Genomic DNA, 25,099 nt, shown 5'->3' with positions numbered 1-25,099 from the left:
CTTTGGCGGTTCGCATCAAAAGCGCCAGATGACGTCGACAACAGCGCGGTGCATGTATTCATCCACGCCGTTGTGATACGCATCGCCGGGCTTGAAGACACCTGCGCGCAAGCGCACCAGTGCCGAAGGTTCGTCGAACGACTGGCTGAGCGAGGCGGGCAGCAGGCCTTGTTTGAAGTACTTGGTCACGACCAGGTCCATTTCCTGACCCAGGTCCTTGCGCCCGTCTTCCAGCGGCAGCGAACTGAACGTGTTGCTGTTGCCGTTTTCACGCACTGCATTGATACCCGAGCCGCCAATACCGGTGTTGCCGTCCACTCGACGGAACTTGTGGTAGATCAGCGACGCATCGTATTCCTCGTTCATCTGCCAGGAGGCGAACAGCGAGCCGCTTTCCACGTTGGCCATTTCGCCCTGGAACGCTTCGCCGAAACGATGGATGCGCGAACGCGTGCCGGTCCAGTTCGAGCGGTTGCTCTCCAGACCGTTCTGGACGTAATCCTTGCTGGCGCGCGAGTAAGCCGCACCGACTTGCCATTGCGGGTCAAGACGCAGACGCAGACCCAGGTCAGTGGCCCAGCCATTCATGTCGCGGTCGTTTTTCTCGCCGGCGATGAACTGGTCGTTGCCTGCGGAAGTCACGCCGATTTCGTCGCGTGTACCGTTCAGCCAGGTCAGGCTGCCCCAGTAATTGAGCGGGTTGGTGTTGCGATAGTTGTAGGCATCGCTGTCGGCCTGCAGACCCAGCCAGGTCAGGTTGCCGTTGGACGTCTTGTCCAGATCATCCAGTTGCTCGCCCTGAGACTTGAGCTTGCCGTCGTCATGACTGTAATGAGCGCGCACGCCTGCCCAATGGCCGGGGGTCCACTGGTAGCTGGCGGAACCGAACAGGTGCTTGCGGTCTTCGTCGTCGGGTGCCAGTTCGGTCAGGTCGGTGCGGTATTCGCTGAAGCGCTGGGCGGCACCCAATTCGGCACGCAGCAAGGTGGTATCGAAGTTCCAGTTGATGGCCTCGATATTGGTGTCATGCCACTGACCATCGTCGTTGCGCAGACGCTGACGACCCACTTTGAGTATTTCGCCGGGGTAGGGCGTGAAGCCACTGTAGCCGATCCAGAATTCACGCAGCGCAGCATAGGACTTGTCGACTTCGCGTTCGCTGGCAGTGCCACGGGAGGTTTGCGTTCCGCTGCCGTCGCTGTTGCTCTGCTCCAGCGGGTCGGTCTGAATGGTGTCGGTGGCGGTGACCACCTGGCCCATGGCATAACCGCTCCAGTTGCCGCGCTCACCATAGACCCAAGGGCGCAGGTCCAGGCCCACACCGTTGACGTCGCCGCCCGAACGGGTGCCCAGATCGCGATCATCCTCGGCCTGTGCCGTGGCTTTCACTTCGATACCGAAATTCTGTTCTTCGGTCAGCGCTGCCAGCGTCGGGCAGGCCCACAACAGGGTGAAGCCAAGGCCCATGCCAGCAGCCATCAGGGGATTCAACTTCATAATGCTTCCTCACCGTCTTTTTCTTCTTGCAGGGCCTGCATCGCCATCGCGTTCTGAGTAGCGGTAGCGCCCCGGACTTTTTGCTCGCGTGCCAACAGGTCTTTGGCGGTGGCGAGCTTTTCAGGCGGCAGTTGTGTATTGAGGGCCTCGGCAAGCTCGGTCGCTTGCGGGGTCTGACTGGCCAGCGCCAGTTGCGCGAACACCCAGGCGTTGACCGGGTCGGGCATCGTGCCCTTGCCCTGCGAGAACAGTTGCGCGAGGGCGAAATCTGCGCTGTTCTGGCCACCACGGGCTGCGGTCAGCAACTCGTCCACGGCTTTTTGCGAGTACACCTGACCGAGGTAGCCACGGCGGTAGATCTGACCCAGGTAGTAATGGGCGGAAATCTCTGTTGCTGTGGCTTTCTTCAGGTGCTCCTCGGCCTTGAAGGCATCGGGCGTGACCCATTTGCCTTCGTAGTACAGGCGTCCAAGCAGCAGCTCGGCGCGAGGCTGATCGGCCGCGCGGCCGTTGTTCAGGTATTCCATCATCTTGTTGACGTCGCCCAGTTCGGGGAAGTCGTAAAGCAGTTTGGCCAGCGTTACCCACGAGACCGGGTAGCCAGGCGCAACGCTTTCCAGCAATTGCTGAGCGGTCTTTTCGTCTGGCGTACCGATGGTGGAGTCACCCAGTACACGCGCGACGCTGTCCACTCGTTGGGCATTGACGCGGCCAGCGGCGTAGTCGCTCTTGAGCTTTTCGATCAAGGCCGTGCGCTGCTCGGCCTGGCCGCGTGTCTGGTAGACAGTAGCCAGCTCGACGTAGCAGATATCCGTGGCTGACAGTGCCTGTTTGCAGATGCTCTCGACCTTATCGAGGTGTTGAGCATAAGTGCCTTGCGTGCGATACAGCAGCACCTGAGCCAGACCTGCCTCCGGATAACCGGCAGCGCGCCACTCACTGATCTTCTGTTGCGCATTCACTTCAGGGAAGGTGTGCGGGTATTGCAGATACAGCATCGCCAGCGGGATCAGGGTGCCGGATTCGCCATTGGCGAACGCCTTTTTCAGCAGGCCTTCGGCTTCGCGATGTTCGGCTTCGGTAGCGTCGGGCTTGGCCGCCAGCAGACGGCCCAGGCGCGACTGCGCCCGAGGGGAGATCTGCGCGGCAGCGCGGTAGGTAGCCTCGGCCTGCTTGAGCTGAGCCGGGTCGCGAGTCGCGACCTGAATATCAGCAAGGCCGACTTGCGCGTCGCTGTAGCCCAGGTCCGCCAGCTGCCGATAGTTCTGCTCCGCCAATGCAGTGTCGCCGTTTTTCAGGGCTTCATTGGCAAGGCGTTGATCAGGCAGGCCGGCACAGCCGCTCAGGCCGAGCGCGACGGCGAGGCTCAGTAGCGTGGGGGTAGACAGGCGTCGTAGTGGGCTGTTCATGGTTACAGACCCGCAGCCATTGCTTTATCGATCAGCCAGTTCACGGACGGGCCGCGATCGCTGACCACTTCGACAGGGCGACCGGCAAGCGAGCTGCTCAGGCTTTCGTCAGGCTTGATCTGCACGCGGATGTCAGTGGACAGGTCGGCGTCGCTGAGGTTGGTGCTGCTGACGATCTGACCGGTGCGCAGCTTGTCTTCGCCAGCGATCTGGAAGCTGACACGTGTGCCTGGCTTGACGTCGTTGAACTGGCGATAGGTGAAGCGAGCTTCAACAGTGGCCGGCGCGTTGCGTGGCACCAGTTGGAAGATCACCTGACCCTTGGACGCGAACTGACCGTCGGCAACCAGTTGGCGAGCTACGACGCAATCGCACGGGCTGGTCATTGTGCCGCTCATCTGCTTGCCATACAGCTCTTCGATCTTGGCGGGCTGCAGGTCTTCACCGGTCAGGCTGCCTTTGAGCATTTCCAGCATGCTGGTGTTGAAGGTTGCCAGTGGCGCGCCTTTGGCGGCTTCGCCATTCTGAGCGACCAGGCTTTGTACGGTACCTTCACGCGGCATGGTCACGTCCATGCTTGGAATGGTGACCAGACCGGCCGATGCATGGCTGACGAAGTACAGGCCGTAGATTGTCTTGAAGATGAAGCCGAAAGCGGCCAGACCGACAATGAACACGCCCAGGCTGAAGGTCACGGCGCGCAGGCGACCCATGGCGCTCATGCCGCTGTCCTTACCCTTGACCTTGCGTGCCTTGGTGAAGTTGTCGCGCTGCAGGGTGGCCAGCACTTCGCCCAGGGTGACGACTTCGCCGGACAGGTGCGAGGTGATCAGGTGGCGCAGGGTAGCGATGTCCTGAGGTTCCAGATTCTGGAACTGGCAACCGATGCGGTTGCTGGCGTTGTCGATCGAGCGCACCTGCAGATCGACGTCCATGGCCAGGCCAAGGTTGTCGATGATGAATTGCAGGCGTCCCTTGACGATCTGCCCTTCGCTGAATTTCTGCCCGGACGGAGCAACGAAGCTCAGGCCACCGGCCGACAGGTCTTCGATACGTACCAGTGGCGCGTTGGGCTGATCATTCAGCAGGCGCAGCTTGGCAGGGATCTTGATCCGCGCGTGTTGGCGCTGGGCTTCGGATTCATGTACGACGTTCGCATTCACGGCTGTATTCATGGCTAATTTTCCTACTTAAGCGATTAATCCGTTGGCCCGGTCAAACCATCGTCAACAGCACAGCGACGAAGATGGTGCCAGCCGAGAAAGTCATGGTTCGGGACGACCACGTGTTGAACCAGCCCTGAAAGCTGGCCATGTCGCGGCTTAGTTTGGTGTCCTGGCGTGTCCAGGACTGGCGGTCCAGGCGGAAGAAGACATAGATCTTCATCAGCGCGCCGACGATCTGGTTGTAATAGAGAATGATCGGGTAGGCAGGCCCGATTCTGTGTCCCGAGAGGGACAGCAGCAGGGTGAGGATCAGACGGGTCATGCCGATCCACAGCAGATACATCAACAGGAACGCGCCGCCATACTTGAAGCTGGCGATCAGGGCGACGGTCAGACCGAGGATGGAGGTCCACATCGACACACGCTGGTCGAACAGCACAATGCTGGTGAAAATCCCCAGGCGACGTACGCCCAGACCCAATGCACGCGAGTTCTGACGCAGGTTATTGCCGTACCAGCGATACATCAGCTTGCGGCTGGCCTTCAGGAAGCTCTTCTCGGGCGGGTGTTCCACGGTGTTGATCGCTGCGTCCGGCACGTAGAACGTGTCGTACCCCAGGCGCATCAGGCTGAACCAGCTGGACTTGTCGTCGCCGGTCAGGAAGCGGAAGGTGCCCAGACGCCAGTGATTGAGCGAGTCGCTTTCCACGTCGGCAATGAACTCGGGGTCGGTTACCACGGTTGCGCGGAACACTGACATGCGACCGGTCATGGTCAATACGCGTTTGGACAGGGCCATCGAGCACATGTTGATGTGACGCTGAGCGAAACGCAGCTTGTGCCACTCGCTCATGATGTAGCCGCCACGTACTTCACAGAACTCGTTGGTGGTCAGGCCGCCGACATTGTCGAACAGCTGGAACCACGGCACGGTCTTGGCGACCACACCTTCGTTGAGCACGGTGTCGCCGTCGATCACTGCAACCACGGCACGGCTGTCAGGCAAGTGACGCGAGATGGCGCGGAAGCCATAGGCCAGACCATCGCGCTTGCCGGTGCCCGGAATGCGTACGAAGTCCAGCTTGACGCGCTCCGGCGGGTTGAACTTCGCCCACATGCTCTTGACCAGCAGCTCATCGGACATTTCCACCAGCGAGCAGACGATAGTCGTCGGCAGGCCACAGTCGATGGCTTCGCGGATGACCGAGTTGTAGACCTGTGCGGTGGTCAGCGCGTCGATGCGGAAGCTGGTGACCATCAGAAACACATGGGACGGGTCTGCTGCACTGCACAGCTTGCGAACCTTGCGGCGCAAGTGCGGGTAGACGATGTACAGGAAAATCATCCCGCGCACGAAGTGCGTGATCCCCATCGAGTAGCGCCAGATACCAACGGCACCAATCAGGAATATAAAGTTCTTCGACTGTGAGTCGAAGATACTGGTAGGCAATGCCGCGGCAAGGCCCATGAGTAAACTTAAATAGAACAGCCAACCTGCGGCCTGTAACAGGCCGTGCTTGAGCCTCTGCATAATCGTATCCCTAAGTCAGTTGCGAGCCTCAAGCCCCAGGCTGCAAGCACATTGCTTGAGCCTGTGGCCTGTGGCCTGTGGCCTGGAGCCTGGAGCCTGGCGCTTGTGGCTTGCGGCTGATTTACCAGCAGATACCTTCGGCGCGACCGTCTTCGCTGGTGGCGTTGGTCATGAAACCCACCAGATCGATGACGCGCTTGCCTTCGGGAGTCTTGTTGGCGAGGGCGCGGAAACGCTCATCGCGGTTGCCAAGGATGATCACGTCAGAGTCGTTGATGACCTGATCGAAGTCCGAATTCAGCAGCGACGATACGTGCGGAATCTTGGATTCGATGTAGTCCTTGTTGGCACCGTGAACGCGTGCATATTCGACGTTGCTGTCGAAGATGCTCAGGTCGAAGCCCTTACCGATCAGCATTTCGGCCAGTTCTACCAGCGGGCTTTCGCGCAGGTCGTCAGTACCTGCCTTGAAGCTCAGGCCCAACAGTGCAACCTTGCGGGTGTCGTAGCTGGCAACCATGTCGAAAGCGTTCTGCACTTGCGAGGTGTTGCTGCGCATCAGCGAGTTGAGCAACGGCGCTTCGACATCCAGGCTGCTGGCGCGGTAGGTCAGGGCGCGAACGTCTTTTGGCAGGCAGGAGCCGCCGAATGCGAAGCCTGGGCGCATGTAGTACTGGGACAGGTTCAGCGCCTTGTCCTGGCAGACCACGTCCATCACTTCACGACCATCGACGCCGACGGCCTTGGCAATGTTGCCGATTTCGTTGGCGAAAGTAACCTTGGTGGCGTGCCACACGTTGCAGGTGTACTTGATCATTTCGGCAACGGCGATGTCCTTACGGATGATCGGTGCGTCGAGTTCTTCGTACAGCGATTGCAGTACGTCGCCCGAGGCTTTATCGAACTCGCCGATCACGGTCATTGGCGGCAGATCGTAGTCCTTGATTGCGGTACTTTCACGCAGGAACTCAGGGTTTACGGCGACACCGAAATCAACACCGGCTTTTTTGCCGGAGCAGTCTTCCAGAATCGGGATGACCACGTTGGCAACCGTGCCTGGCAACACAGTACTGCGAACAACGATCGTGTGGCGGGTGGCTTTGTCACGCAGGACATAGCCGATTTCGCGGCATACCGACTCGATGTAATCGAGTTCCAGATCGCCGTTCTTCTTGCTCGGCGTACCGACACAGATCATCGACAGGTCAGTGGCGCGAATGGCTTCGGCGAAGTCGGTAGTGCCGCGCAGTTTTCCGGTACTGATACCTTTCTGCAGCAGCTCTTCCAGACCTGGTTCAACGATAGGTGATTTGCCGTTGTTGATCAGATCGATCTTGGTGCTGGAAATATCCACACCAACTACATCGTGACCGCGGGCAGACAGGCAACCGGCACAGACTGCACCGACATAACCCAAACCAAATATGCTGATACGCATCGTATTCTCCTCGATTTTTCACGCCATAAATTGGCTGGATATTAATTTTGGCCAGCAGATGTCACGCGCCATCCTTTACGGCTAACAACGCCGTGGAACTAACGCAGGCATATTTAATGAGTGAGTGCCCAAATAGGTGAGGCGAACTCAAATGACACTAAGTACAAGCGGCAAGTGACCTGTCCGGTGGGCAGGGCCCTGCTCTCCTTGGATGCAGTAAACCACTCCTGTTTGACGATTGACGGCGGACCTCGTTCGGAAAGCCTCTGACTAGAGCCTTGGCTGACCTTGTCGAATCCTGCGCATCACACCTGTTGGGCGCTTCGCCTGTCTACAACATCAACTAGTGATGTGAGTTTAGTTCTGGTACCTGACGCCAGCGTTACATGAACCTGGCTTCCCTGTCGGTAACTTCCCATTTTTCCAGTCGACCTGTAAGTGATCTCTTACACGTCAGCCCAGAATTGTTACGGGATGTAGGAGCGTAGGAATTCGCATTTAGTTCCGGGCCACTCGTCCTGATTTGCGGATTTTGCTGTATCCAGTTTGTGACAGGGGCAGTATCGCGGTGATGGCGTTTTTCTTAAAAGCCTTATTGCGCGGGGATTTCAGCGGGGTAGATATGAAAGTGCTACTACTGCAAAAAGCCAAAAAGCCACTACGTAAAAAAGTGGATTTTTTTTGATGAAAAAATCAGGCGAGATTGCGTCGTCGAAAAGTTGACGTTTATCTGGCGTCACGATGTTGGCATTTGCTGTTGGATCGTAGGACAGGTCGTGTAACAGCGATGCGTTACACGACGGTTACAGTGTCTAGTCTTCTACGACGTTGCGCAAAAACACCAACTTGTCGCGCGTCGATTGCTCACGGTTATAACGATAGCCCTGAACATCGAACGCCTGTAACGCTTCGGGGCTGTTGATACGTTCCTCAATGACGAAACGGCTCATCATGCCGCGCGCTTTCTTGGCATAGAAGCTGATGATCTTGTACTGACCGTTCTTGAAGTCCTTGAACTCGGTGTCAATGATCCGGGCTTTGAGCGCTGAACGTTTGACCGCAGAAAAGTACTCGGTAGACGCAAGATTGAGCAGCAGGTCGTCGCCCTGGGCTGCCAGCGCTTCATTCAACCATTCGCTGATCTGCGTGCCCCAGAACGCGTAGAGATCCTTGCCGCGAGCGTTTGCCAGTCGCGTCCCCATTTCCAGGCGATAGGGCTGCATCAGGTCCAGCGGGCGCAGCAGCCCATAAAGGCCGGACAGCATGCGCAGGTGATCCTGTGCATAGTCGAGCTGCGCGTCGCTTAGTGTTTCGGCTTGCAGGCCGGTATACACATCGCCCTTGAAGGCCAGCAGCGCCTGCTTGGCATTGTCGAGCGTGAAGGCCGGGTTCCAGCTTCCGAAGCGTGCCGCGTTCAGCCCGGCAAGCTTGTCGGACAGGTGCATCAGTTCGCTGATCTGCGCTGGCGTCAGTTCACGCAGTTGGGTGATCAACTCCTGAGAGTGATCCAGATACTGCGGCTGAGTGAAGCGTCCGGTAGTGGGCGGGGTCTCGAAATCGAGGGTTTTTGCCGGGGAAATCACCATCAGCATGAAGTCGTCTCCTTTGATCGTCCGGGGATTCTAGGGGCTGATGGCCCACGACTCCAGCTATGGTGGCGATAGAGTCAGGCCGTGTGTGCCACGTCAGCATGCCATGCGGCTTTGTATGCGCTCCGACATAAGAAGCCAGGCTCATATCAGCTATAGTGGCGCGCTGGTCATGATGTTAATGGTTGATCGAGAGGGCATCGGGTTTGCGTATTGTTTTAGCAGTGTGTGCAGGTCTGTTCTGGCTCCAGGCGCAGGCGGCAGTGCCGGTCACTGCCACCATAGACCGCAGTGTGTGGCCCGAGCGCCTTGAAACGCCGGGGTTGTTCGACGTCGCGTCGCGCGCGGAAATCCTCGCCTTTGCCCACGAACTGTACCTCAGCGAGAAGCTGGACGAGGAAGGGCTCAAGCAGCGCCTCGGCCTGCGCTTCGTCAACGTGCCTTCGTTGAACGTGGTCCGCCATCGTCTGTGGCTGCGCTTGCTGGAAAACTATCAGAATGCTCAAAAGAGCTGCGAGCAGGATGCCAACTTCTGCGTGCTGGTCGAGGACATGGACCAGTTACGTCAGCGTGCTGAAGAGTTTCAGGTGTCGAACGACTCGTTCTACGCCAACTGGGCCAGACCCGGCGCCGTGTTCCATCAGCGTTATTTGAACGAGCTGCTATTCATGGCTGCCTTGTTCCCGCAGACCAGCAGCGAGATCGAGCGCTACAACTCTGATGAGATGAGTGGCGACGAGATGCCGGACCGCACCTTCATGCTCAATTTCGAAAGCGGCCCGAGCCCGGTCGATGGCGGAACCGACTGGTTGGTCGACTTCATGCGTCAGCAGAAGATGACCGCCACCTTCTTTGTGCTGGGCAAAAGCCTTCAGGAACGCCTCGACAGCACATCGACCACAAGCTTGCAGGCGCTGTATCGCCAGCAGTGCGTGGGCATTCAAGGGTGGGAGTATCGTTCGCATAGCCAGTGGCTGGACTGGCAGGGTTCAGTGCAACGCAGTGCGGCACTGGTTCAGCGTGTGCTGCCGGATAATTTCGTGCCGCTGTTTCGCCCGCCTTACGGCCATCGGCGGGCCGACAGCGGCGACTTCTTCCGCGCCGAGCATTTACGCGTGTCATTGTGGAACATCGATGCCGAGGACAATACCGGGCGGCTTTCGGCAGAGCAGGTTGGCGACCGCGTACTAACCCTCATGCTGCTCTGGCGCAAGGGCACGGTGGTCTTCCACGACGTGGCCAACAAGGCGCAGTCTGCACTGCCATTGCTGCTGGCCAATACCGCGCAAAGCGAGTTGATCTGGGACGATTGCCGGAATATCTCTGAAAGCCCCGTAGAACAAGGGCCGCAGAGCAGTGAAGAGGCTGCGCCCGAGGGGGAATGAAGGCAGATTCGGCGTGGGCGGACTTCCGACTTTAAACGTGCTGTGTACGTCCGCCAAGCTCTATTCGTCAGGCTGTGAAATAAACTTCAAAAAACTGTCAAAGAGCTTTTTTCTGTCATCCCTTTTGCTGTATTACGAATACAGACCGCCGAAACCTGCAACACAGGTGGCGTCTTCCAAGACCCACCTTGAGCGACATTTCTCCCCTGCCTGAAGGGAAGAATCCGGCGGCCTTTTCGTGGCGCAGTACTGTCGTGGTTCTGCGTCGCCCGGCTTCTACAAAGGTGAGCGAGTATGGATGACCACGGACGCACCCCTTCCACTAACCAGCCAATCCTTTACGTGCTCGATACCAACGTATTGATCCATGATCCAAACGCACTGCTGAATTTCGAAGAACACCACGTCGCCATCCCCATGACGGTTCTGGAGGAACTGGACAAACTCAAGGCCGGTAAACATTCGGTTGCTGCCGAGTGTCGCCAGGCCATCCGCCTGATCGACAAGACCCTCGGCGAGGCTAACCCTGAAGAAGTTGAAAAGGGCGTGCCGATTGACCGCGGGACCGGTGTTTTCAAAGGTTTTCTGTCGATTTTGATGAGCAAGCGCGAGGAACCCAACAGCCTGCTGCCCGAGCACCTCAACGACAACATCATCATCAACCAATTGATCGACCTGCATGCGCGCAACAAGGACTTGAGCGTGGTGCTGGTGACCAAAGACATTAACATGCGCCTCAAGGCGCGCGCCTGCGGCATTGCGGCCGAAGATTACAGCACCGACCAGCTGGTCGACGACGTTTCGCTGTTGTCGCGTGGCTACCACGACATGACCGGTTCGTTCTGGGACCGCGTCAACAAGGTCGACACCCGTCAGGAGCGTGGCCGTACCTGGCACCGCGTGCAGCTCAATGAAATGCTGCCTGCGGTTCATATCAACGAGTTTATTGTCGATGAACAGGGCTTCGTAGGCTGGATCAAGGGCGTCAAGAACGACGAACTGCTGATTCTGGATATGCATCAGGAGCCACTGCTGCATCAGGAGGCCTGGGGCCTGAAACCGCGTGATATCTATCAGGGGCTGGCGTTGTTCGCACTGCTCGACCCGGATATTCATCTGGTCAACCTGTCCGGTGCCGCTGGTTCGGGTAAAACCATTCTGGCGTTGGCGGCTGCCATCGAGCAGACCATGGTCACCAAGCGTTATCGGCGCATCATCGCTACCCGTAGCGTTCAGGGCCTGGATCAGGAGATTGGCTTCCTGCCCGGCACCGAGGCGGAAAAGATGGAGCCTTGGCTTGGCGCGATCACCGACAACCTTGAAGCCCTGCACATGGATGATGAAAACACTCATGGCAGTGTCGACTACATCCTCAGCAAGGTGCCGTTGCAGTTCAAATCCCTCAACTACATTCGAGGTCGCAGCTTCCAGCAAAGCCTGATTCTGATCGATGAATGCCAGAACCTGACCCCGCACCAGATGAAAACCATCATCACCCGTGCCGGCGCCGGTTCCAAAGTGGTCTGCCTGGGCAACCTGGCGCAGATCGACACCCCTTACCTGTCAGCCACCAGTTCCGGGCTGACCTACCTGACGGAGCGCTTCAAGGACTTCCCTAACGGCGTGCATATCACCTTGCAAGGCGTGCCACGCTCGATACTGGCCGAATACGCGGAGAGTCATCTTTAGCTGAAAAGCAGCTGTAAGCTTCAAGCTATTAGCTTCAAGTGGGGGACTTCGGTGTACGAGAGCCCTCACTTGCAGCTTTTGATTATCGCGCCCATGCGCCAAGCTTATCGTCACACACAAGTTCGCTTCTGGCCGAAAGGCGTAGGAGCGAACTTGTTCGCGAAAGCTATATTGTGGGCGATAAATCATTTGTGCATGTACAGCCCTCTTCGCGAACTTGTTCGCTCCTACGCCCTCCGGGCAGAAGCCAGGATTTTCGTACGCTTTAAAACCTGTGTATAACGCCGGGCACTTTCAGCTTGTAGCTTGCAGCTTGCAGCTGCCACACTTCTTGCTTCTGCCAAGGAGTAACGTTGTGCTCACTCATCTCGATTCCCAAGGGCGCGCCAATATGGTCGACGTTACGGATAAAGCCGTGACGTCCCGTGAGGCGGTGGCCGAAGCAGTGGTGCGTATGCTGCCCACCACGCTGCAAATGATTGTCAGCGGCGGTCATCCCAAAGGGGATGTATTTGCTGTCGCACGCATTGCCGGCATTCAGGCGGCAAAGAAAACCAGTGATCTTATCCCGCTCTGCCATCCATTGATGCTCACCAGCATCAAGGTTCACCTCGCCGCTGACGGCGATGATGCGGTGCGTATTACCGCGAGCTGCAAGCTGGCCGGGCAGACCGGTGTGGAAATGGAAGCCCTGACCGCTGCCAGCATTGCGGCGCTGACAATTTACGATATGTGCAAGGCGGTCGATCGCGGCATGGTCATCGAGTCGGTTCGGCTGCTGGAAAAGCTCGGCGGCAAGAGCGGTCACTTCATTGCCGATCAGACACAGGTATCACCATGAAGATCCAGGTTCAGTATTTTGCCCGCTACCGTGAAGTCCTGGGCTTGGACAGCGAGTCTGTCGAAGGCGAGTTCGCCACGCTGGACACGCTGCGCCAAGCGCTGTTGCAGCGTGGCGAGGCCTGGCAGGTCCTTGCCGAGCAGAACCTGATGTGTGCCCGCAACCAGGAACTGTGCAAGCCGACCGAGCCGCTGTCTGATGGTGATGAAGTCGCATTCTTTCCGCCCGTGACCGGAGGCTGAACATGACCATTCGCGTTCAGGCTGCGGCGTTCGACCCCGGCAATGAAGTCAACGCGTTGCATGCGGCCAACCTCGGCATCGGCGCGGTGGTCAGTTTTGTCGGCTATGTGCGGGACTTCAACGAGGGTCGCGAGGTGTCAGGCATGTTTCTGGAGCATTATCCGGGCATGACCGAAAAGGCACTGGCAAAAATCGTTACCGAGGCCGAACAGCGCTGGCCGTTGCTGCGTGTCGATGTGCTGCATCGGGTGGGAGCGCTGGAGCCCGGCGAGCCGATAGTATTCGTGGGCGTTGCCAGCGCTCACCGGCAGGCAGCGTTCGAAGCCTGCGATTTCGTCATGGACTACCTCAAGACCCGCGCGCCGTTCTGGAAGAAGGAAAAGACTTCCGAGGGACCGCAGTGGGTTGAAGGCCGCGATAGCGATCAGGCAGCAGCCCGGCGCTGGTAGTCGTTGGTCGTTGCGCCCATCTTTTTCCCTGAAAGTCTGACCTTCCGCTTTTTATATCGTCTATTTGCATCTTTCTTGGTAAAGAAAGATGGCTTCGGGCTATCATGCGCAGCCGCGAAAAGGCGGCCTGTTGGCTTTGCCCAATCCTATTCAATAACTGTCCGAACGTGATCGCGTTTTGCGAGCCACGTTGCGGGCAGTTTTTCGTAAACGCTCGGAGCAGAATGTGAAGAAACTTCAGCAGGTTTTGGTTTCAGGGATGACGACAGCGGCTTTATTGCTGGTTGCTGGTTGTGCAACGGAAAGCTCGCGGGCGCTGCCTGTGACAAAGGTTGAAAGTGCTGGAGTTGCCTATGCCGGTGTGCGCTATCCGGTTGCGGTCGGCAAGTTCGATAACCGCTCCAGCTATATGCGCGGGATCTTTTCCGATGGCGTCGTTCGTCTTGGTGGTCAAGCCAAGACCATCCTGATCACCCACATGCAGCAAACCAACCGGTTCAATGTGCTGGATCGCGACAACATGGAGGAGATCAAGCAGGAAGCCGCTATTAAATCTACCGCCCAGCGTCTGAAGGGTGCTGACTACGTGGTGACCGGCGACGTGACCGAGTTCGGTCGCAAGGAAGTCGGCGATCAGCAACTGTTCGGCCTGCTGGGCCGCGGCAAATCCCAGATTGCCTACGCGAAAGTCGCGTTGAACATCGTCAATATCAGCACTTCGGAAGTGGTGTACTCGACTCAGGGCGCAGGCGAGTTCGAGCTTTCCAACCGTGAAGTCGTCGGCTTTGGCGGCACCGCCAGTTATGACTCGACACTCAACGGCAAGGTTCTCGACCTGGCCATGCGCGAAGCCGTCAACAACATGGTGCGTGCGCTCGACAGCGGTGCCTGGAAACCGACTGCCAACTGATATTTCAAAAGGGAATTTGTTGTGTTCATGAATCGTTTTAATGTTTCGTTGCGCGGTGTCGCAATGCTTTTAGTCGCCGGCGCGTGCCTGACGGGCTGTGTCCAACAGCCGAAAACCTTGTACCAGTGGGGCAGTTACCAGCCTGAGGTGTACGAGTATTTCAAAGGCGAGTCCAAGGAAGCCCAGGTCGCCAAGCTCGAAGAAGACCTGCAGAAAATCCGCTCTACCAACGCAACGCCGCCACCGGGCTACCATGCTCAGTTGGGCATGCTATACGGCAGTATTGGCAAGGATGACCAGATGGTTCAGGAGTTGCGCACGGAAAAGGCACTGTTTCCCGAGTCGGCCACTTATATGGACTTCCTGCTCAAGAACGCCCACGCAGGAGTCGTCAAATGAACCTCTCTTATCTGAAAGTTGCTGTAAGCCTGTTTGCCGTTGCCCTGCTGTCGGGTTGCGTTACCCCGCCAACGGTGGACTACTCGGCCTTCAAGGAAAGCAAACCGCGTTCGATTCTGGTACTGCCGCCGGTCAACGAATCGCCTGACGTCAAAGCGACGTACAGCACCTTCTCGCAGGTGACCTACCCGCTGGCCGAGTCGGGCTACTACGTGTTGCCTGTGGCGCTGGTTGACGAGACATTTCGCAACAACGGCCTGACCAACGCCAATGATATTCAGGCGACATCGCCCGCCAAGCTGCGTGAGATCTTCGGAGCCGATGCCGCGATGTACATCACGGTCAAGCAATACGGCACCAGTTATGTGGTCATCAGTAGCCAGACCGTCGTGACGGTCACGGCAAAGCTGGTTGATCTGCGCACCGGTACTGCGCTGTGGACGGGTACCGCGTCGGCGTCCAGTGAAGAGGGCGGCAACAACAGCGGTGGCGGTCTGGTGGGTATGCTGATTACCGCGGCGGTCAAGCAGATCATCAACAGTTCGACCGATGCCGGTCATCCCATCGCCGGGATAGCCAGCAACCGACTGCTCACTGCTGGTCGGCCGGCGGGCCTGCTTTACGGTCCACGTTCGCCGAAATACGGTACTGACTGACCCTCACGCTGCTGATTTCCGGCAGGCACAAAAAAAGCGCAGCCCCGTAAAGGCTGCGCTTTTTTGTTGATCGCACGTGTCAGGTCGTTTGCCGCACCACTGCCCTGAGCAGGTGGGTCGGCGGTGTTTCACAACTGATCTTGCGACCCAGCTTCTCTTCGATGGCGGGCAACTGGTAGGAGTCGTCTTCGCCGGCGAAGCTGATGGAGACGCCATCTGCACCTGCGCGACCGGTACGGCCGATGCGGTGCACGTAGTCGTCCGGCACCTCTGGCAGGGTGAAGTTGATCACGTGGCTGATGCCGTCAATGTGGATACCACGACCGGCCACATCGGTGGCGACCAGTACGCGGATCTTGCCTTCGCGGAAGCCTTCAAGGGTCTTGATGCGCTTGTGCTGCGGCACATCGCCCGACAGTTGCGCGGCATTGACGCCATCGCGTACCAAGCGCTCTTCGATGCGTCGCACCTCGTCCTTGCGGTTGGCAAAGACCATCACTCGTTCCCAGCCGTTGTCGGTGACCAGGTTATAGAGCAGCTTGTACTTGTCGGCACCGGCAACGGCATAGATATGCTGTTCGACGTTGTCACTGGCGACGTTCAACGATTCGATTTCGACGATGGAAGGGTCTGTCGTCCATTGTTTGGCGAGGTTCATCACGTCTTCGGTGAAGGTCGCGGAGAACAGCAGGGTCTGGCGTTCACCCTTGTGCGGGGTTTGGCGGATGATCTGACGCACCTGCGGGATGAAACCCATGTCGAGCATGCGGTCGGCTTCGTCCAGGACCATAACTTCGACCATGTCCAGATGCACTTCGCCGCGCTGGTTGAAGTCCAGCAGGCGGCCAGGCGTGGCCACCAGAATATCGCAGTGCCGTGCTTCAAGTTGTTTGAGCTGCTTGTCGAAATCCATGCCACCGACGAACGTCATGACGTTCAGGTTGGTGTATTTGGTCAGGTCGGCAGCGTCCTTGGCGATCTGCACCACCAGTTCGCGAGTGGGCGCAATGATCAGCGCTCGGGGCTCACCCATGTAACGTTCGGCTGGCGGTGGCGTCTGGGTCAGTTGCTCGATGATCGAGATCAGGAACGCAGCGGTCTTGCCGGTACCGGTCTGGGCGCGACCGATCGCGTCCTTGCCTTTGAGCGTGAAGCCCAGTACGCCCGCCTGAATCGGTGTGCAGTACGGGAAACCAAGGTCCTGAATCGCGTGCATCAGTTCAGGCGCAAGGTTGAAATCGTGGAAGCGGGTCTTGCCTTCCTGTGGTTCGACGACGAAATCTTCGAGTTTCCATGCTGGCGCAGGCGGTTTTACCACGCGCTCACGACGCGGGCGCTCGGCCCTTGGCTTGTCGGTGCGCGGTGCTCTGGCTTTGGAGGGCTCGTTGACGGTGTCCGAAAGCTGAGTCTGGGCATGATCCGGTATGTCGCCTGCGGCAGCGGGGGAGGCGGGAATAAAGGCTGTCGGACCAGGCGCGCGCTGCTCAGCCTCACTTTTACCGAACATCTTTTTAAGTGCTTTGAGCACGGTCATCTCATCAATTGGTTAAGGAATGTACGCCGAGCAGTGTAAAGCAAGAACCGTGCTCGGCGTAGTGCCATCCGTGGCGAGCTACAAAAGCGGTCAGTTGCATGCGGGCCCATTGCGCTTCAGCGCAGCTTGTCAGCCAGCCAGACGCCGATGTCATGGATTTCCTGCGGTAACACTTGGTGCCCCATTGTGTACTCTTGCCATTGAGCGGTTACACCCTGAGCCTTGAGGTGCTCGTACACCGTCCGGCCCATGGGGTTGTGCACCACTTCGTCGTGCTGGCCATGCAGGCAGTAGGCAGGGATGCGCTGTTGGCTGGCAGACAGCGTCATCTCATTGCTGAATGTCGGGGCATAAGTGGACAGCGCGAGGACGCCGCCCAGCGGACCCTGCCAGCGTCTATAGCCCGCGTGTAACACCACCGCGCCGCCTTGGGAAAAGCCTGCCAGAAATATCCGTGACGGGTCGATGCCGCTGTCGCGTTGTTGCTCGATCAGGTCCAGCACCTTTTGTGCCGAGGCTTCCATCTGATCGTGATCAATGGCGCGGGCCTCGGAACTCATGGCCTTGATGTCGTACCAGCTTGGCATTTCATAGCCGCCGTTGACCGTTACGGCGCGTGTCGGTGCCTGAGGCAGGACGAAACGTGTAGTCGTCAGCGACTCCTGCAGCATCTCGGCGACCGGAAGAAAATCATAGCGGTCGGCGCCCAACCCGTGCAGCCAGATAACGCAGGCATCCGCGGTGCCTGAAGGTTGGATGATCAAAGGTTCGCTCATGTCTGCTCCATTTGTGTGCGCTGGCTCATTTAGAGCGCATTAATAGGGTGCGCGGTTAGATTAAAAATGAAAGAAGATGTCGCAAGGTTACAAGTTTTTGTCTTGACCTGTCGCTAATTCGACTTAGCCAGCATGCTGGTACGGGCTTTGCTACAGCAGGACTGGAGTCGAGTCGCTCACATCGTTCGGTAACACTATAAGGCTATTACTTATAGCGATCGAAAAGCAGCTCGGGAGTCCATGCGTCAGGATTCGCGGCACGATTCAACCTGTACCGCTCCGGTCCAGGAAAATCATGGGGTTTCAGTCCACGGGGCCGATTCTGAATGATGAAGACGAATGACGGGATGATCCTGCAGACGATTCGTGATTCAGGCCCAGCGTTGCATGACCCAAAAATAAGCCAGCACGGGTCATTAGCGCCTCACAAAGGTGCGACGCGACTGAGACACCTACACAACAAAGAGCAAACTGGAGGTTTTTGAATGAAGATGTTGAAATCCACCCTGGCTGTCGTCACCGCCCTGGCCGCATTTGGTGTAACCGGGGCTGCCAACGCCGGTGCCACCCTTGACGCTATTCAGAAGAAAGGTTTTGTTCAGTGCGGCGTCAGCGATGGCCTGCCAGGGTTCTCCGTTCCGGACTCCACCGGCAAGATCACTGGTATTGACGCTGATGTCTGCCGCGCCGTTGCAGCCGCTGTGTTCGGCGACGCCACCAAGGTCAAGTTCAGCCAGTTGAACGCCAAGGAGCGCTTCACCGCATTGCAATCCGGCGAGATCGATATCCTTTCGCGTAACACCACCTGGACCAGTTCCCGTGATGCGGGCATGGGCCTGGTGTTCACCGGCGTTACCTACTACGACGGTATCGGCTTCCTGGTAAACAACAAGCTGGGCGTGAAAAGCGCCAAGGAACTGGACGGTGCAACCATCTGCATCCAGGCCGGTACCACCACCGAGCTGAACGTCTCCGACTACTTCCGTTCGAACGGCCTGAAATACACCCCGATCACCTTCGACACCTCTGACGAAAGCGCCAAGTCGCTGGAAGGCGGCCGTTGCGACGTGTTGACTTCCGACCAGTCGCAGCTCTACGCACAGCGCAGCAAGCTGGCCAAGCCGGACGATTACATTGTTCTGCCTGAAGTGATCTCCAAGGAGCCTCTGGGCCCTGTCGTGCGTAAAGGCGACGAAGACTGGTTCTCGATCGTTCGATGGACCCTGTTCGCCATGCTCAACGCCGAGGAAGCCAAAATCACTTCCAAGAACGTTGAAGCTGAAGCCAAGTCGACCAAGAACCCTGACGTAGCCCGTATGCTGGGCGCCGACGGTACTTACGGCAAGGACCTCAAGCTGCCGAAAGACTGGGTCGTGCAGATCGTCAAGCAGGTCGGTAACTACGGCGAAGTGTTTGAACGCAACCTGGGCGAAGGCACCCCGCTGAAAATCAAGCGCGGCCAGAACGCTCTGTGGAATGCTGGCGGCATTCAGTACGCTCCACCTATTCGTTGATTGACCCGGCGCCCGGCAGGCTTCCCAGCCTGTCGGGCGTTGTTCTGTTGGATTTTTCCTGGGGCATTTCATGGAAAAGCAAATCGTCGCACCCAAGCAAAAGCTCTCTCTGAGCGATCCGAAAGTGCGCGCGTGGTTATTTCAGATCATCACTGTCGTGGCGGTGATCGCGTTGGGCTGGTTCATCTTCGACAATACCCAGACCAACCTGCAACACCGTGGTATTACCTCGGGTTTCGGCTTTCTTGAGAACAGTGCCGGTTTCGGTATTGCTCAACACCTGATCGACTACAGCGAAGCGGACAGTTATGCCCGCGTATTCGTCATCGGCCTGCTGAATACCTTGCTGGTGTCGGTTATCGGTATTGTCCTGGCGACCTTGCTGGGCTTTGTCATTGGTGTCGCTCGCCTGTCTCCGAACTGGATGATCAGCAAGCTGGCAACCGTTTATGTCGAAGTCTTCCGCAACATTCCGCCACTGCTGCAGATCCTCTTCTGGTACACCGCCGTATTCCTCACGCTGCCTGGTCCGCGTCAGGCGCATGGTTATCTGGACATGTTCTTCGTCAGCAGCCGCGGGCTGAATATGCCCAGAGCGTTGCCAGCCGAAGGTGCATGGGCGTTTCTGATCAGCATCGTGGTTGCCGTGATAGCGATCGTGATGATGGTGCGCTGGGCCAACAAGCGCTTCGAAGCCACTGGCCAGCCGTTTCACAAGTTCTGGGTCGGTCTGGCGTTGTTGCTGGTGATCCCGGGCCTGAGCATGCTGGTCTTCGGCAGCCCGGTGCATTGGGAACTGCCGCAACTGAAGGGCTTCAACTTCACCGGTGGCTGGGTGCTGATCCCGGAACTGATCTCCCTGACCCTGGCACTGACCATCTACACGGCGGCGTTCATCGCTGAAATCGTGCGTTCCGGCATCAAGTCGGTCAGTCACGGTCAGACCGAAGCTGCCCGCTCGCTGGGGCTGCGCCCCGGGCCAACGCTGCGCAAGGTCATCATTCCGCAGGCGCTGCGAGTGATCATTCCACCGTTGACCAGTCAGTTCCTGAACCTGGCGAAGAACTCTTCGCTGGCAGCAGCCATCGGTTATCCGGAAATGGTTTCACTGTTCGCCGGTACGGTGCTCAACCAGACCGGACAGGCCATTGAAGTCATTGCCATCACCATGAGTGTGTACCTGGCGATCAGTATCAGCATTTCCCTGCTGATGAACTGGTACAACAAGCGCATTGCGCTGATCGAGCGGTGAGGAAACGCGCATGACGACTCATACTTTCAAACCTGATATGCCACCACCGGGCAAAGTGTTCGGCCCGATGGCGTGGCTGCGGCAGAACCTGTTCTCCAGCTGGATCAACACCCTGCTGACCCTGTTCTCGCTCTACCTGATCTATCTGGTCGTTCCGCCGATCATCAGTTGGGCTCTACTGGACGCCAACTGGGTCGGCACGACCAAGGAAGACTGCACCAAGGCGGGCGCCTGCTGGGTGTTCATCGAGCAGCGCTTCGGCCAGTTCATGTACGGCTACTTCCCCAATGAGCTGCGCTGGCGGGTCGACCTGACCGCCGTCCTGGCGATTGTCGGTGCTGCGCCGCTGTTCATCTCGAAGTTTCAGCGCAAGGCTGTCTACGGTATTGCCTTTCTGGTGATTTACCCGATTGTTGCCTTCTACCTGCTGCACGGCGGTGCTTTTGGTCTGACCAACGTACCGACCAGCCAGTGGGGCGGCCTGATGCTGACCCTGGTGATTGCCACCGTGGGTATCGTCGGTGCCTTGCCGCTGGGTATTTTGCTGGCGCTCGGCCGTCGCTCCAACATGCCGGCTGTGCGTGTGGTATGCGTAACGTTTATCGAGTTCTGGCGCGGCGTGCCGCTGATCACTGTGCTGTTCATGTCGTCGGTGATGCTGCCGCTGTTCATGCCCGAAGGGATGAACTTCGACAAACTGCTGCGGGCGTTGATCGGCGTGATTCTGTTCCAGTCGGCGTACATCGCCGAAGTGGTACGCGGCGGCATGCAGGCCATCCCCAAGGGCCAGTATGAAGCCGCCTCGGCCATGGGCCTGGGTTACTGGCGCAGCATGGGTCTGGTGATTTTGCCGCAGGCGTTGAAGATGGTCATTCCCGGCATCGTCAACACCTTCATTGCCTTGTTCAAAGACACCAGTCTGGTGATCATTATCGGCCTGTTCGACCTGCTCAACAGCGTCAAGCAAGCTACCGCCGACCCGGCATGGCTGGGTATGGCCACTGAAGGCTATGTCTTCGCGGCCCTGGTGTTCTGGATCTTCTGTTTCGGTATGTCCCGCTATTCCATGCATTTGGAACGTAAGCTGGACACAGGCCACAAGCGTTAGGAGTTTTGTGATGAGTGAAGTTATCAATAAGCCTCTGGGCGCTGAAGGCATGATCCGCATGGAGGGCGTCCACAAGTGGTACGGCCAGTTCCATGTACTCAAGGACATCAACCTGAACGTGCGTCAGGGCGAACGTATCGTGCTGTGCGGCCCATCGGGTTCGGGCAAATCGACCACCATTCGTTGCCTCAACCGTCTGGAAGAGCACCAGCAGGGCCGTATCATCGTCGACGGTACCGAGCTGACTTCCGACTTGAAGCAGATCGAGACCATCCGCCGTGAAGTCGGCATGGTGTTTCAGCATTTCAACCTGTTCCCGCACCTGACCATCCTGCAGAACTGCACGCTGGCACCGATGTGGGTACGCAACATGCCGAAAAAGAAAGCCGAAGAAATCGCCATGCATTATCTGGAGCGTGTGCGTATTCCGGAGCAGGCCCACAAGTTCCCGGGTCAGCTTTCCGGTGGTCAGCAGCAGCGTGTGGCGATTGCCCGTGCCTTGTGCATGAAGCCGAAAATCATGCTGTTCGATGAACCGACTTCGGCTCTTGACCCGGAAATGGTCAAGGAAGTGCTCGACACCATGGTTGGCCTGGCTGAAGAAGGCATGACCATGTTGTGCGTGACTCACGAGATGGGCTTTGCCCGTACCGTGGCGAACCGGGTTATCTTCATGGACAAAGGCGAAATCGTCGAACAGGCCGCGCCTAACGACTTCTTCGACAACCCGCAAAGCGATCGTACCAAGCTGTTCCTCAGTCAGATCATTCACTGAGTCAGTAGCTGCCAAACGGAAAACCGGGCCATGTGCCCGGTTTTTTTTGCCTGCATTTGCCATGCATCTTGTATGCAATTCTGGCTGAACCTTGTATTCGCGATGATTCTCCAACAGGATACCGCCCCCCTGAAAAGGGTCGACATACCTGATTACCGAGAAACCGATGACTGCCAAGGCTCAATCCAGCCCCCAACCGATTACCGATCAAGCCCATCCTGTTCTAAAGCGCCCCTGGCTGTTGCTGCTGGGTCTGGTGCTGGTCGCCCTCAACCTGCGCCCCGCGTTATCCAGCGTTGCGCCGTTGCTTAACGAGGTGTCCGCAAGCCTTGGGATGTCGGCTGCCGAAGCTGGTCTGCTGACCACCTTGCCGGTGTTGTGTCTGGGCCTGTTCGCGCCATTGGCACCGATTCTTGCCCGGCGTTTTGGCAGTGAACGGGTGGTTTTGGTGGTGCTCCTGACACTGGCGTCGGGTCTGGCAGTACGCAGCCTGTTCGGCGAAGTCGGCCTGTTTACCGGCAGCCTGCTGGCGGGCGCGAGCATTGGGGTCATCGGCGTATTGTTGCCCGGTATCGTCAAGCGCGATTTCCCGCACAAGGCCGGGGCAATGACCGGTGTCTACACCATGGCGCTGTGCCTGGGCGCTGCGATTGCAGCCGGTTCGACGGTGCCGCTGAGCCAGTACGTCGGCGACAGCTGGCAAATAGGTCTGGGTTTCTGGCTGATTCCGGCGTTGATTGCGGCGCTGTTCTGGTTTCCACAAGCACGTGAAATGCATGGCTCACATCGCGATGTCTATCGAGTTCGCGGTCTGTTGCGTGACCCGCTGGCGTGGCAGGTCACGCTGTACATGGGCCTGCAATCGTCGCTGTCGTACATTGTCTTCGGCTGGCTGCCCTCGATTCTCATCGGTCGCGGCCTGACGCCGACCCAGGCCGGTCTGCTGCTGTCCGGCTCGATCATCGCGCAAGTCATCAGCGCCCTGGCGGTGCCCTATCTGGCCACACGCGGCAAGGATCAGCGTCTGGCGATCATGCTGGTCATGTCGCTCACACTGACCGGGCTGTTCGGCTGCCTGTACGCTCCGCTCGGCGGGCTGTGGGGCTGGGCGATCCTGCTGGGGATCGGGCAGGGCGGCACGTTCAGCCTGGCGCTGGCCTTGATCGTCCTGCGCTCGCGCGACTCACATGTCGCCGCCAATCTGTCGAGCATGGCGCAAGGCTTTGGCTACACCATCGCCTCGACCGGCCCGTTTGCCGTGGGCGTGGTGCATGACATGACCGGCAGCTGGAGCGCGATTGGCTGGATCTTCGCGGTACTCGGGCTGGGCGCCATCATCGCGGGCATGGGTGCCGGTCGGGCGCTGCAGGTGCAGGTCAGTAGCGAGAAGGTTTGATTTTCGATGATTGTTGATCGTTCGGACCGGGCTTGAGCTGCTTCAGGTCTGAGCCAGATTGGCCAGGGCCCATTGTTCGGCACTGGTGACGCTCAGCCCTGATTTCGCGTTGTAGGTACGGGCGACGTCCCATGCCACGCCTCGGCCCATGGCAAAGACCGCCCGGTATTTGCGCAGATTGTCATCCGGCATTTCCGTCAGATCGGCCTGCAGCTGCGCAACACTCCATACGTGCCGCTCGATGTCGCGCCCCGTGACACGCTCCACAAGATCGGCCAGCCCGGCGTACGTCAATGTGTCGCCAGAGGTGTACACCACCTGATTCACAATGCGCGGCTCGTGCATCACGATGGCAGCAGTCAGCCTGCCAATGTCCTCTGCGGTCGTGACTGTCACGGCCGTATCGAGGCTGCCCAGCGCATTGATCCGACCGCCTTGCAGATCGACGACACCGAACGCGGGTTCGAACAGGAAGCTTGTAAACATACCGGTCGAAACGATTACCCATTCGGTTTGCTGCTGGGCGCGCAGCTTTTCTCGCACATCGAGTTGCTCATCGAACAGATCCTGAGGGCTGCCCCAGCCGATAAGGTCGTAGTCAACGCCGAACTGCCAGGGCAGGTAGCGTTTTATGTCGGCCTTGAGCGCCGCATCGGTCAGTTTGCGCTGAGTGCCCCGGCCAGCGGCAAAACCCGCACAACTGATTACCGTGTCGTAGCGCTTCATGACAGTGGCTAGTTCGTCCACGGTGGCGTCGGCCAGATCGGCGGTTTCGATGGCAATGTTCAGCGCGCGGATTTCTTCGATTTCCACACGTTTGGCGGGCGCTTGAGTGCTCAAGCTGCTCTGGCGTAGCAGCACGGCAATGCTCAAGTCATATGCTCCGGCCTTCTCGACAAGCCCTCGCAGCACGGCGAGCCCAAGCTCTCCTGCGCCTATTACCAGAATGCGTTGTTTGACGTTTGCGTTATCGGCTTGCATGGTGACCCCTTTGGACAGTCTTTCAATTCAGGCGGGAGAGATGCTGGCATGCCTGTCGACATACAAAAAGTAGGCACATCGGTGATACCGGGCGGGCTGGACGCGCAGGAAGTGGTCAGACGCTCCGAAGCGGCCTGTGCTGCGCTCAGCGATGATGAGGATGGTCTCAAGCGCGATATTCTCGGCCACGCCGGAAACCGCTGGTCATTGGGCGTGGTACATGCCCTCGGCGTCAGCAGCCCTTTGCGCCATGCCCAATTGCGCCGAAAGCTGCACGGCGTCACCCAGCGCATGCTCACTCATACTTTGCGCCAGCTTGAACAGGACGGGTTGATCACCCGCCATGACTACTGCGAGAAGCCGCTCAGGGTGGAATATTCGTTGACCGACCTGGGCATGGGGCTGCTGGTACAAATGATTCCGCTGTGGACTTGGGTGATTGAAAATTCAGAGGCGTTCAGTGCAGCGCGAAATCGTTATCCGGACAGGTAAAAGTGATGGCTGATGCGCCATCAACCCTCGCCATTTTCAGCGGCGCCGCTTATCGTGCACGGATAATTCG

Annotated in this window: 23 protein-coding genes; 14 read left to right on the top strand and 9 right to left on the bottom strand. The window is 58.1% G+C overall.

The window, feature by feature from the left end:
* Positions 1-15: 15 nt before the first annotated feature.
* The 6 genes from AC4ANK_RS23285 to yaaA all read right to left on the bottom strand — a co-directional run bounded on the left by AC4ANK_RS23285 (position 16) and on the right by yaaA (position 8,633).
* The gene (locus tag AC4ANK_RS23285; RefSeq protein ID WP_002552252.1) at positions 16-1,497 is read right to left on the bottom strand and encodes an alginate export family protein; all 1,482 of its coding nucleotides are present in this window, start codon (positions 1,495-1,497) and stop codon (positions 16-18) included.
* Complete coding sequence (algK, locus tag AC4ANK_RS23280; protein ID WP_460384382.1) at positions 1,494-2,906, bottom strand: alginate biosynthesis TPR repeat lipoprotein AlgK; 1,413 nt, start codon at positions 2,904-2,906, stop codon at positions 1,494-1,496. The genes AC4ANK_RS23285 and algK overlap by 4 nt, the downstream gene beginning before the upstream one ends.
* A 2-nt stretch (positions 2,907-2,908) precedes the next feature.
* Entirely contained in the window at positions 2,909-4,081 is a 1,173-nt protein-coding gene (locus tag AC4ANK_RS23275; RefSeq protein ID WP_002552254.1) for an alginate biosynthesis protein Alg44, read from the bottom strand.
* A gap of 40 nt (positions 4,082-4,121) precedes the next feature.
* Complete coding sequence (gene alg8 / locus AC4ANK_RS23270; RefSeq protein ID WP_460384384.1) at positions 4,122-5,603, bottom strand: mannuronan synthase; 1,482 nt, start codon at positions 5,601-5,603, stop codon at positions 4,122-4,124.
* Positions 5,604-5,724: 121 nt separating this feature from the next.
* On the bottom strand, positions 5,725-7,041 hold the full coding sequence (locus AC4ANK_RS23265) for a nucleotide sugar dehydrogenase (protein ID WP_002552256.1): 1,317 nt from the start codon (positions 7,039-7,041) through the stop codon (positions 5,725-5,727).
* 812 nt (positions 7,042-7,853) lie between these two features.
* Positions 7,854-8,633: a peroxide stress protein YaaA gene (yaaA, locus tag AC4ANK_RS23260; protein ID WP_002552257.1), complete on the bottom strand. Its 780-nt coding sequence runs from the start codon at positions 8,631-8,633 to the stop codon at positions 7,854-7,856.
* A gap of 203 nt (positions 8,634-8,836) precedes the next feature.
* On the opposite strand from yaaA, the gene AC4ANK_RS23255 reads away from it, so the two are divergent.
* The 8 genes from AC4ANK_RS23255 (at position 8,837) to AC4ANK_RS23220 (ending at position 15,201) form a co-directional block, all read left to right on the top strand.
* On the top strand, positions 8,837-10,015 hold the full coding sequence (locus tag AC4ANK_RS23255) for a polysaccharide deacetylase family protein (protein WP_002552258.1): 1,179 nt from the start codon (positions 8,837-8,839) through the stop codon (positions 10,013-10,015).
* Positions 10,016-10,309: 294 nt separating this feature from the next.
* The gene (locus AC4ANK_RS23250) at positions 10,310-11,704 is read left to right on the top strand and encodes a PhoH family protein (RefSeq protein ID WP_002552259.1); all 1,395 of its coding nucleotides are present in this window, start codon (positions 10,310-10,312) and stop codon (positions 11,702-11,704) included.
* A gap of 355 nt (positions 11,705-12,059) precedes the next feature.
* The gene (moaC, locus tag AC4ANK_RS23245; protein ID WP_002552260.1) at positions 12,060-12,545 is read left to right on the top strand and encodes a cyclic pyranopterin monophosphate synthase MoaC; all 486 of its coding nucleotides are present in this window, start codon (positions 12,060-12,062) and stop codon (positions 12,543-12,545) included.
* Entirely contained in the window at positions 12,542-12,787 is a 246-nt protein-coding gene (gene moaD, locus AC4ANK_RS23240) for a molybdopterin converting factor subunit 1 (protein WP_002552261.1), read from the top strand. Before moaC ends, moaD begins: the two co-directional genes overlap by 4 nt.
* A gap of 2 nt (positions 12,788-12,789) precedes the next feature.
* Complete coding sequence (gene moaE / locus AC4ANK_RS23235; protein ID WP_002552262.1) at positions 12,790-13,236, top strand: molybdopterin synthase catalytic subunit MoaE; 447 nt, start codon at positions 12,790-12,792, stop codon at positions 13,234-13,236.
* 259 nt (positions 13,237-13,495) lie between these two features.
* Positions 13,496-14,146 (top strand): CsgG/HfaB family protein, encoded by a 651-nt coding sequence (locus tag AC4ANK_RS23230; RefSeq protein WP_460384388.1) that lies wholly within the window; start codon positions 13,496-13,498, stop codon positions 14,144-14,146.
* Positions 14,147-14,173: 27 nt separating this feature from the next.
* Positions 14,174-14,545 (top strand): DUF4810 domain-containing protein, encoded by a 372-nt coding sequence (locus AC4ANK_RS23225; protein WP_004658309.1) that lies wholly within the window; start codon positions 14,174-14,176, stop codon positions 14,543-14,545.
* Positions 14,542-15,201, top strand: coding sequence for a DUF799 domain-containing protein (locus tag AC4ANK_RS23220; protein ID WP_002552265.1), 660 nt, complete (start codon positions 14,542-14,544; stop codon positions 15,199-15,201). Before AC4ANK_RS23225 ends, AC4ANK_RS23220 begins: the two co-directional genes overlap by 4 nt.
* 79 nt (positions 15,202-15,280) lie before the next feature.
* Here the strand turns inward: AC4ANK_RS23220 and rhlB are convergent, their stop codons facing one another.
* Both rhlB and AC4ANK_RS23210 read right to left on the bottom strand, forming a co-directional pair.
* Positions 15,281-16,735: an ATP-dependent RNA helicase RhlB gene (gene rhlB, locus AC4ANK_RS23215; protein ID WP_002552266.1), complete on the bottom strand. Its 1,455-nt coding sequence runs from the start codon at positions 16,733-16,735 to the stop codon at positions 15,281-15,283.
* A gap of 116 nt (positions 16,736-16,851) precedes the next feature.
* Positions 16,852-17,511, bottom strand: coding sequence for an alpha/beta hydrolase (locus AC4ANK_RS23210; RefSeq protein WP_002552267.1), 660 nt, complete (start codon positions 17,509-17,511; stop codon positions 16,852-16,854).
* Positions 17,512-17,996: 485 nt separating this feature from the next.
* On the opposite strand from AC4ANK_RS23210, the gene AC4ANK_RS23205 reads away from it, so the two are divergent.
* From AC4ANK_RS23205 to AC4ANK_RS23185, 5 genes are all read left to right on the top strand, one after another.
* Positions 17,997-19,025, top strand: a complete 1,029-nt coding sequence (locus AC4ANK_RS23205; RefSeq protein ID WP_002552268.1) for an amino acid ABC transporter substrate-binding protein — start codon at positions 17,997-17,999, stop codon at positions 19,023-19,025.
* Positions 19,026-19,095: 70 nt separating this feature from the next.
* Positions 19,096-20,277: an amino acid ABC transporter permease gene (locus tag AC4ANK_RS23200; RefSeq protein ID WP_002552269.1), complete on the top strand. Its 1,182-nt coding sequence runs from the start codon at positions 19,096-19,098 to the stop codon at positions 20,275-20,277.
* Between the two features lie 10 nt (positions 20,278-20,287).
* Positions 20,288-21,385, top strand: coding sequence for an amino acid ABC transporter permease (locus AC4ANK_RS23195; RefSeq protein WP_002552270.1), 1,098 nt, complete (start codon positions 20,288-20,290; stop codon positions 21,383-21,385).
* A gap of 10 nt (positions 21,386-21,395) precedes the next feature.
* Entirely contained in the window at positions 21,396-22,160 is a 765-nt protein-coding gene (locus AC4ANK_RS23190; RefSeq protein ID WP_003365366.1) for an amino acid ABC transporter ATP-binding protein, read from the top strand.
* Positions 22,161-22,326: 166 nt separating this feature from the next.
* A complete protein-coding gene (locus tag AC4ANK_RS23185; RefSeq protein WP_002552271.1) occupies positions 22,327-23,556 on the top strand; it encodes a CynX/NimT family MFS transporter in 1,230 nt (409 codons plus the stop codon).
* A 42-nt stretch (positions 23,557-23,598) separates the two neighbouring features.
* On the opposite strand, the gene AC4ANK_RS23180 is transcribed toward AC4ANK_RS23185, so the two are convergent.
* On the bottom strand, positions 23,599-24,537 hold the full coding sequence (locus AC4ANK_RS23180; RefSeq protein WP_460384393.1) for an aromatic alcohol reductase: 939 nt from the start codon (positions 24,535-24,537) through the stop codon (positions 23,599-23,601).
* Between the two features lie 48 nt (positions 24,538-24,585).
* Between AC4ANK_RS23180 and AC4ANK_RS23175 the strand changes: the two genes are divergently transcribed.
* Positions 24,586-25,029 carry a winged helix-turn-helix transcriptional regulator gene (locus tag AC4ANK_RS23175; RefSeq protein ID WP_005732705.1) on the top strand — a complete coding sequence of 148 codons (444 nt, stop codon included), beginning with the start codon at positions 24,586-24,588 and terminating at the stop codon, positions 25,027-25,029.
* The last annotated feature ends 70 nt before the right edge of the window (positions 25,030-25,099 follow it).

The sequence above is a fragment of the Pseudomonas sp. Pmew2 genome (assembly GCF_058129885.1).
Note: the sequence above shows the minus strand (reverse complement) of the source record. Positions and strands in the feature narration are given on the sequence as shown.

Excerpts from the sequence above, each read along its gene's own strand:
- yaaA (WP_002552257.1), bottom strand. The coding sequence starts at position 8,633 with ATGCTGATGGTGATTTCCCCGGCAAAAACCCTCGATTTCGAGACCCCG.
- AC4ANK_RS23265 (WP_002552256.1), bottom strand. The coding sequence starts at position 7,041 with ATGCGTATCAGCATATTTGGTTTGGGTTATGTCGGTGCAGTCTGTGCC.
- AC4ANK_RS23200 (WP_002552269.1), top strand. The coding sequence starts at position 19,096 with ATGGAAAAGCAAATCGTCGCACCCAAGCAAAAGCTCTCTCTGAGCGAT.
- AC4ANK_RS23185 (WP_002552271.1), top strand. The coding sequence starts at position 22,327 with ATGACTGCCAAGGCTCAATCCAGCCCCCAACCGATTACCGATCAAGCC.
- moaD (WP_002552261.1), top strand. The coding sequence starts at position 12,542 with ATGAAGATCCAGGTTCAGTATTTTGCCCGCTACCGTGAAGTCCTGGGC.
- AC4ANK_RS23220 (WP_002552265.1), top strand. The coding sequence starts at position 14,542 with ATGAACCTCTCTTATCTGAAAGTTGCTGTAAGCCTGTTTGCCGTTGCC.
- AC4ANK_RS23285 (WP_002552252.1), bottom strand. The coding sequence starts at position 1,497 with ATGAAGTTGAATCCCCTGATGGCTGCTGGCATGGGCCTTGGCTTCACC.
- moaE (WP_002552262.1), top strand. The coding sequence starts at position 12,790 with ATGACCATTCGCGTTCAGGCTGCGGCGTTCGACCCCGGCAATGAAGTC.
- AC4ANK_RS23180 (WP_460384393.1), bottom strand. The coding sequence starts at position 24,537 with ATGCAAGCCGATAACGCAAACGTCAAACAACGCATTCTGGTAATAGGC.
- alg8 (WP_460384384.1), bottom strand. The coding sequence starts at position 5,603 with ATGCAGAGGCTCAAGCACGGCCTGTTACAGGCCGCAGGTTGGCTGTTC.
- AC4ANK_RS23225 (WP_004658309.1), top strand. The coding sequence starts at position 14,174 with ATGAATCGTTTTAATGTTTCGTTGCGCGGTGTCGCAATGCTTTTAGTC.
- AC4ANK_RS23230 (WP_460384388.1), top strand. The coding sequence starts at position 13,496 with ATGACGACAGCGGCTTTATTGCTGGTTGCTGGTTGTGCAACGGAAAGC.
- AC4ANK_RS23275 (WP_002552254.1), bottom strand. The coding sequence starts at position 4,081 with ATGAATACAGCCGTGAATGCGAACGTCGTACATGAATCCGAAGCCCAG.
- AC4ANK_RS23250 (WP_002552259.1), top strand. The coding sequence starts at position 10,310 with ATGGATGACCACGGACGCACCCCTTCCACTAACCAGCCAATCCTTTAC.
- rhlB (WP_002552266.1), bottom strand. The coding sequence starts at position 16,735 with ATGACCGTGCTCAAAGCACTTAAAAAGATGTTCGGTAAAAGTGAGGCT.
- AC4ANK_RS23175 (WP_005732705.1), top strand. The coding sequence starts at position 24,586 with ATGCCTGTCGACATACAAAAAGTAGGCACATCGGTGATACCGGGCGGG.
- AC4ANK_RS23195 (WP_002552270.1), top strand. The coding sequence starts at position 20,288 with ATGACGACTCATACTTTCAAACCTGATATGCCACCACCGGGCAAAGTG.
- AC4ANK_RS23210 (WP_002552267.1), bottom strand. The coding sequence starts at position 17,511 with ATGAGCGAACCTTTGATCATCCAACCTTCAGGCACCGCGGATGCCTGC.
- algK (WP_460384382.1), bottom strand. The coding sequence starts at position 2,906 with ATGAACAGCCCACTACGACGCCTGTCTACCCCCACGCTACTGAGCCTC.
- AC4ANK_RS23190 (WP_003365366.1), top strand. The coding sequence starts at position 21,396 with ATGAGTGAAGTTATCAATAAGCCTCTGGGCGCTGAAGGCATGATCCGC.
- AC4ANK_RS23205 (WP_002552268.1), top strand. The coding sequence starts at position 17,997 with ATGAAGATGTTGAAATCCACCCTGGCTGTCGTCACCGCCCTGGCCGCA.